This is a genomic window from Flavicella sp., from assembly GCF_029238425.1.
In the GTDB taxonomy this organism is placed as follows: domain Bacteria; phylum Bacteroidota; class Bacteroidia; order Flavobacteriales; family Flavobacteriaceae; genus Flavicella.
On record NZ_JAQWGB010000190.1, the window covers coordinates 67,654 to 74,232 of the forward strand.

Annotated in this window: 9 protein-coding genes; 8 read left to right on the forward strand and 1 reads right to left on the reverse strand. The window is 31.1% G+C overall.

Annotation, left to right across the window (positions count from 1 at the left end; all coding sequences use genetic code 11):
- Nucleotides 1-8: 8 nt before the first annotated feature.
- Nucleotides 9-2,198 (forward strand): hypothetical protein, encoded by a 2,190-nt coding sequence (locus tag P8H68_RS12935; RefSeq protein ID WP_300325953.1) that lies wholly within the window; start codon nt 9-11, stop codon nt 2,196-2,198.
- Complete coding sequence (locus tag P8H68_RS12940) at nt 2,195-2,527, forward strand: hypothetical protein (protein ID WP_300325956.1); 333 nt, start codon at nt 2,195-2,197, stop codon at nt 2,525-2,527. The genes P8H68_RS12935 and P8H68_RS12940 overlap by 4 nt, the downstream gene beginning before the upstream one ends.
- A 62-nt stretch (nt 2,528-2,589) precedes the next feature.
- Here P8H68_RS12940 and P8H68_RS14570 read toward each other — a convergent pair whose 3' ends face one another.
- Nucleotides 2,590-2,871, reverse strand: coding sequence for a helix-turn-helix transcriptional regulator (locus P8H68_RS14570; RefSeq protein WP_366144947.1), 282 nt, complete (start codon nt 2,869-2,871; stop codon nt 2,590-2,592).
- Between the two features lie 81 nt (nt 2,872-2,952).
- On the opposite strand from P8H68_RS14570, the gene P8H68_RS12955 reads away from it, so the two are divergent.
- The 6 genes from P8H68_RS12955 to P8H68_RS12980 all read left to right on the forward strand — a co-directional run bounded on the left by P8H68_RS12955 (nt 2,953) and on the right by P8H68_RS12980 (nt 5,921).
- Nucleotides 2,953-3,135, forward strand: a complete 183-nt coding sequence (locus P8H68_RS12955) for a hypothetical protein (protein WP_300325962.1) — start codon at nt 2,953-2,955, stop codon at nt 3,133-3,135.
- A gap of 7 nt (nt 3,136-3,142) precedes the next feature.
- On the forward strand, nt 3,143-3,691 hold the full coding sequence (locus P8H68_RS12960) for a hypothetical protein (RefSeq protein WP_300325964.1): 549 nt from the start codon (nt 3,143-3,145) through the stop codon (nt 3,689-3,691).
- A 209-nt stretch (nt 3,692-3,900) separates the two neighbouring features.
- The gene (locus tag P8H68_RS12965) at nt 3,901-4,164 is read left to right on the forward strand and encodes a peptidoglycan DD-metalloendopeptidase family protein (protein ID WP_300325979.1); all 264 of its coding nucleotides are present in this window, start codon (nt 3,901-3,903) and stop codon (nt 4,162-4,164) included.
- A 47-nt stretch (nt 4,165-4,211) separates the two neighbouring features.
- Nucleotides 4,212-4,697 (forward strand): hypothetical protein, encoded by a 486-nt coding sequence (locus tag P8H68_RS12970; protein ID WP_300325967.1) that lies wholly within the window; start codon nt 4,212-4,214, stop codon nt 4,695-4,697.
- 52 nt (nt 4,698-4,749) lie between these two features.
- Nucleotides 4,750-5,283, forward strand: coding sequence for a hypothetical protein (locus P8H68_RS12975; protein WP_300325969.1), 534 nt, complete (start codon nt 4,750-4,752; stop codon nt 5,281-5,283).
- An 83-nt stretch (nt 5,284-5,366) separates the two neighbouring features.
- Nucleotides 5,367-5,921 (forward strand): hypothetical protein, encoded by a 555-nt coding sequence (locus P8H68_RS12980; protein ID WP_300325972.1) that lies wholly within the window; start codon nt 5,367-5,369, stop codon nt 5,919-5,921.
- Nucleotides 5,922-6,579: the final 658 nt, after the last annotated feature.

The following is a 6,579-nucleotide window of genomic DNA, read 5'->3' on the forward strand; positions in this document are numbered from 1 at the left end:
TGGGAAATATGAAAAATAAAATGCAATTAAAGTATCTTTTATGCTTTGTAGTATTGTCAATGTTTTGTTCTGTAGGTTCTTATTCTCAATCTGAGGAAGAGGTTCCAAAAAACAATGATGATAATGTAGTGACCAGCACAAATTGTTGGGACAGTACATCGGATAAGTGCGAGTTTTATTGGGCTTTATTGGAAGTACCTTTGGGCACAGTGAAAAGAACAATTCACACTTCTGTAAGGGTTGAGAAAAATAACAAAGATTCTGAAGATAAGACTAAAGTAGAACCATTTGATAAGATGGTTACCAATATGGATTCTGAGACATTAGATGATCTTGTTCAAGCTTATAATGAAAAAGTTGAAAGTGAAGGTGAATCGGAAGAGGGAAGTCCGGGTGATGAAGAGTCAGATGGTGAATCTGTTGAAGCTCCAAAAGATACTGATACTGGTGATGGTGTAGTAGATGTGCCATGGCCTGATAGAATCGTGACTGCAGATGGAATAATGGATGAAGCCACGGGTGTAGAAGAAGCCTCCATGGCTGTTTGGTATTTTTACCTCTATTTGGAAAGTATTCTAGGTCCCGCTTTGGAAGGAAAGTACGGAGATATTGAATTTGGAGACTGTAAAACTTGTTATCCAATAGATCCTTGTTTAATTGAAACCTGTCCAGAAAATCATTATTTATCTGGTTCAGGTAGTAGCTGTAACTGTGTAGAAAGACCGAAGAGGACATATTATTTGGACAATGATAGAGATGGCTATCATATTGATGAGGGGCTATTTTATGATATGCCTGAAGGTAGATGGTCTCACACCACATATGGTGAAGATTGTGATGATACTAACGCTATGGTCAAGAAGAATAATAAATGTGGTAAATGTGAGCTAGAGCCGTTAGTAGATTGTAAGGAGGGATGCGAAACTAAGTATGGATTGGCTTGGACAGGAAATTTTCCTCCAGATGTACAAGTAGGATTGACGCATATACCAACGGAAGATAATTTTAGGAATGAAAATGGTACCTTTACAGATGTGAATTGTGGTACAGGAAAAATTGATATGGGTAGTCAAGTGAAAATTTTAGACCTTACACCAGTTAACGTGAAAAGACAAACAGGTATAGATACCAATGGAGATCCAATTTTTGCAGCTACCACTTCCTCTTATTTTAGAATACAATATGAGGATTGTGATGACAAATGTGATGTGCCTGAAGATGATGATCAAGAGTATGACTTTTATTTGGATGGAGACGAGGATGGCTATCATAGTAATCAGGTGAAAGCCAATAAAAAGCCAGAAGGTAAATGGATTACGGAAACCAAAGGAGAAGATTGTGATGATACGAATCCGCACAAAACAAAACTAGTTAATGGTGTATGTCTTGATGAGTGTGATTTAGCAAAAGCAGCTAAAGCAGTATATAATACTGCTAATAATTACAAAGAACATAATGTATTTGATACTTCTCTTCAAAACGGATGGAATTTATCAAGGCAAGATGAATTGCCTTTTGCAGGTACTAATTTTAAGTTTTCACATGCTAATAGTGGGTTTAATTCAGCTTTATATGTTAGGGAAGAAAATGGCGTTAAGCAATATTTGTATGTAACTGAAGGTACAGATCCAACTCAAGCGAGTGACGTGGTAACAGATGTTGATCAATTATTTAGGTCAACTGCACAATATGAAGTTTCTGTTCAAAATGCTAGAATTCTCCATGATTTAATTTCACAAGAGAGTAATTCAGTTTTATTTTTTACAGGACATTCTTTAGGAGGTGGTTTAGCTAGTGCAAATGCCTTGGCAACTGGAGATTATGCTTTTACTTACAATGCAGCTGGTTTGTCATCGAGTACAATTAGCCAATTGAATCTAAACTCTGGCTTTGAATCAAATATTGATGCTACAATTGTTGAAGGAGAAATATTGAATGCTATTCAGACAAGACTAGGTATTGAAGCTTTAGGAAACACAAATTATATTGATGGAGAGGATGTGACTAATATTAAATTTTATGATGCATTAACAAAAGAGTATCAAGAAAAATATGAACAAGCTCTTAGTGATTTAAATATTAAAGAGGCTTATGGATTTGGAAAAGAATATATAAAAAACAAAAAAGAATGGCTATACAGTAAAGTGAAAGCGCATGAAATGGATACTGTTCTAAAAGCCTTAAACTGTCCTGAATGATACTAATTAGAAGAATTAATTATTTTAACTTTTTATTTTTATTTATTGCTTCTTTCTTAGGAGTTATAATATCAATTGTTTTTATGTTGACAGGTTTAATAGGTCATCCAAAGATTGTAGATGTTTGGTATCATTCAAATATTTTGTATTACTTAATGGGTGGGTATTTAGTATTTGTTGTTATTACTAGTGTTATTTCATTTATAAATGAAATAATACTTCTAGTAAAGAAAAAGACTGGCGTTAAGAACTTTTTCTTGAATTTTAAAGTTGTAACAGGCTGGCTGTTTTTTATAATTATTTTGCTTGTATACTCTATAGTTTTTTAGATAAAAAATAAAGTTTAGTTTAAAAGCCAAAGAATTAAAGTTCTTTGGCTTTTTTTGTCTTTTTAAAGAATAGATTGAATTTTTCTTTTGGCAATAAAAGCATCAATAACAGAGAAGATATGATTTTTATCTTCTTCATTAAATTTAGAAACTTCCAAAATACGTTTTTGGGTATTTTTATCCATTTCTATATCTGTTTTACCTGTAAGGTAATCTAAAGATACATCGAGTATATCAGCAATTTTACGAGCAATCTCAATAGATGGTTTTACTTCATCACGTTCGTACCTGCCTAATACATTTTTATGAATTCCAAGTTTGGAAGCTAAATCTGTTTGAGATATTTTTTTTCTTTTCTAAGAGTGATTACAATACTACCAAAGTCCATAATTAACAACGTATAAGGTTATAAAGAAGCTAAATAATTGTTTCAAAGCAAATATACGGTAACTAAAACAGTTATTCAAAACCATAATAATTTACATTATCAAATATATGATCCTTCTAAAAGCAAAGGTACCACCAGTGAGATGTACCCCAATCCAAAAGATTTTATATTTGGAGATATGCAAGCTGATGGGTCTGATAATAATAAATGCGATAAATAATATTAAGATGAAAAAAATAGCAACAATATTTTTAATGATGATAGGTTTGTGCAATCTTTATTCACAAGAATTAGTGCCAAATGAGTATAATACCAATCCTATTTATTGGAACAATTTAAAATTAGAGACTACTAACTATACAAAGTCTTATCTGACAGAACAACTACAATTGGATAATGCAAAAATTGAATATAGAGTTAAACATGATGAAGAATGGTACGATGGTGATATTGTTACACTACGTTATTATCCTGAAGGTAATGTTGACAATGAGTGGGTAGGTGATTTCGATCTAAATATATCTTTCAAAAAAGATCATTATTCTCTATATGGCAAGGTATATGTCCCCGGTTTTGAGATAAAAATGATGGGACATGTATTTAAAATAGGAGAAACTACTAGAGAGCAAGTAGATGGTTGGTTAAACAACGGAAAGATAGTAAGTGAAAATGATAAGGTATATATCTATACGTTTTATACGCATCTAGGGTACACGACGGTAAGTTTCTTAAAAGCTACAAATCGTCTGTTTGGTTTTGATTGTGATTGTCAATAAAAAAATAAACCCCGATTGCGCGGATTTGCAATCCGTGCGATTAAACTTGAGATAAATAAATTATAGAATAGCTCAGAAAATTATTTCTGAGCTATTTTTTACTGTAGTACATACAAATTTATTTTTCAGTATTTTTAAGGGAAAGAACCCCAAGGAGAAGTGATCAAAAACCATCTTTACCTATTAACGCTGGAGGAAATAAAATTAAAATAGGCTGGAGTGAAAATGGCCAATGGTTCACTAATAATTATGAACATGTGCAACAGGGAACTATGCTAATAAGTAATGGAGATTTTGTTCAAAAAGGAGATTTAATAGGCTATATTGGTCGAACAGGTAATGCTCAAACTAATTCTGAAGCATTTACGCATTTACATTTTGCAAGATATGGCTCTAGTGCAGAAGATCCCTCAAATGATATTCTTACAGAGTTTGATAAGGATAGTAAGATTACAAAAAACCCATGTCAATAATTATAAAGGTTAAGAAAATGAAAAAAATATTATTTAGTTGCTTTTTTATGTTAGTATTTAAAAATGCTATGTCACAAGATTATCAAGGTTCCACGTTAAAAATAAATGATTACATCATAGCTACTCATAAGATGAATGAAAGTCCCTTACCAACTTCGGTAGCTTATTATGGTCAAATTTTGGGTATAGAAAATTTAAAGTTATGGTTGAACTCATATGAAGATGATCATTATTATGATGAAAATTATATTGAAAAGAAAATTGGAGATAAGGACTTTGTAATGGGTTTTATGTCAGGTGATTATTGTACAAGTTTTTCAATTGAATTACCTGGTATTAGATTTTGTATTGATGAATATTGTTTTCAAATAGGGGATGTAAGAGAGAATGTTGTTGGTAAATTAACCAAAGGTTTTTTACCATCAGACAGTACAACAGATTTTTATATCATTTATGGAGACGGTCGCATGTCTTTTAATTTTGATGAGAATTTAAAACTAAAGAAAATGTTTTTTAACAACTCATCTTGGTAAATTAGCAGTATATTAAAAAGCTAAACTCTTGAAAGATTAAAATAATTCAAAGATGAAAAAAACAATAGTAATAGCAGTAGTTCTTATGTTTAGTTTAAAAATGAATTCACAGGCTACATATTATAGTCAAATGTTAAAACTAACGCATGTATCAGATGTATCAAAACAGAATATTTTTTATGCAACTAAAGCAGTTTTGTTTGGTGTCTATGTTAGGCAACCTGATAAAGAAGCGTATTCAATTATGGGAATAGAAGGTGATCCAGATTCTAAAAAATTTGAATATTACAGTTTTGGTAATAATGAATTTACTGTTTTAGCAGATAAGGTAATTGCTTTTGAAATAGGAGATGAAGACATTATAATGAAAGATGATATTAAAATTGGTGAAGATTTTTCTGTTTTGCAGAATCATTTTCCAGAATCATATGCTATTAGGAATGTTTCTGAATCAGGAACATATATAAAATATAAAGGTATAAGTTGTCATGAGTATATAGCTGTAGATATGGGGGAAGGTGATTTTTTACTTATTTATGGTGAAAATGAGAAAATAAAATTTATAAAATATATTTTCGGTATTTAATGTGTTAGTATCTTTGACATAATCAGAGATACTATTTCATTTTTATTCTAAAATAAGGCTGTAGTAAACATAAGTGTGTTGAAATGAAAAAAATAGCAACAATAGTTTTAATGTTAATTGGTTTACAAAATATCCATTCACAAGATATTGCACCAAATACGTATAATACCAATCCTATTTACTTGGAGGATTTACAGTTAGAAACATCCAATTATAGTAGAGAATATCTACAGGAAAAATTAAAGTTAGATAGCAACAAGATAACGTACACAAAAAAATACGATTATGAGTGGTATGGCGGTAATGTGGTTCGAATTTCTTATTACCCTCTGGGTTTACATGAAGGAAAAGGTATTGGCGATTCGGATTTATATTTGACATTTAAAGAAGGAGAGTATTCATTATCAGGTGATGTAAGCATTCCTGGGTTTAGTATAAAAATGTTAGGGAAGTCTTTTGTGGTAGGAGAGACAACACCTGATCAAGTTGATGGATGGCTAAATAATGGAATAAAAAAATCAGAAAATTCTGAATATCAATATTATGATATAATTACACATTTGGGTTATACAACGCTTATTTTTTTAAAATCGACAAATAAATTGACATCTTTTGATTTTGATTGCGATTGTCAATAAGGTGGTAGTAAAACCCGATAGCGCAGATTTGTAATCCAAGCTATTAAGCTTGAGATTAATAAATAGCATACATAACAACCCTATGAAAGATAAGAATGTTTCAAAAGTAGAAGATTATGCTTTTGGTTCTGCGGGGATTTACATCGGTATTGAGCTAGAAACAGTAGAGAATTATCTAAAGTGCTAACCTTTAGTTTGATGCAATTTGTGTATATTTGTATTGAGTTTAGAACGTCAAAATTCTAGGTTTTACATGTGTTAGTTTGATAAACTAATTTAAATGATAATAAATCAAAAGGGGCAAAAAAGGTGTCAGTTTAAGTTTTAAAAACTTATAACACCAATAAATATAAGGTCTGTGTAACTAGGTTCTAGTTCCTCATTCTCCGCAAAAGGAAACCCACAACGAAAGTTGTGGGTTTTTTGTTTTCAAAAAAAAACCAAACATAGTTTGAGGTTTTTTTGAAAACAAAAAAGACAAAATTCTTGCAAAGAATTTGGGTTTCTATGTTTGCCCAGGATTCCTGTTTAGGGATGCACGACCAGAGGGAGTGAATCCCGTTAAAAATTTCTCTGTATTTTAAGAATTCTACTTTCGTTTTCCTGACAACATTACTTTCAAAAGGAATTAGATACTTTCCATATCCATTGTGTTTCA

Bases quoted from the DNA above. Each gene is read 5' to 3' on its own strand.
- P8H68_RS12935 (WP_300325953.1), top strand. From the start codon at position 9: ATGAAAAATAAAATGCAATTAAAGTATCTTTTATGCTTTGTAGTATTG.
- P8H68_RS12940 (WP_300325956.1), top strand. From the start codon at position 2,195: ATGATACTAATTAGAAGAATTAATTATTTTAACTTTTTATTTTTATTT.
- P8H68_RS12960 (WP_300325964.1), top strand. From the start codon at position 3,143: ATGAAAAAAATAGCAACAATATTTTTAATGATGATAGGTTTGTGCAAT.
- P8H68_RS12970 (WP_300325967.1), top strand. From the start codon at position 4,212: ATGTTAGTATTTAAAAATGCTATGTCACAAGATTATCAAGGTTCCACG.
- P8H68_RS12975 (WP_300325969.1), top strand. From the start codon at position 4,750: ATGAAAAAAACAATAGTAATAGCAGTAGTTCTTATGTTTAGTTTAAAA.
- P8H68_RS12980 (WP_300325972.1), top strand. From the start codon at position 5,367: ATGAAAAAAATAGCAACAATAGTTTTAATGTTAATTGGTTTACAAAAT.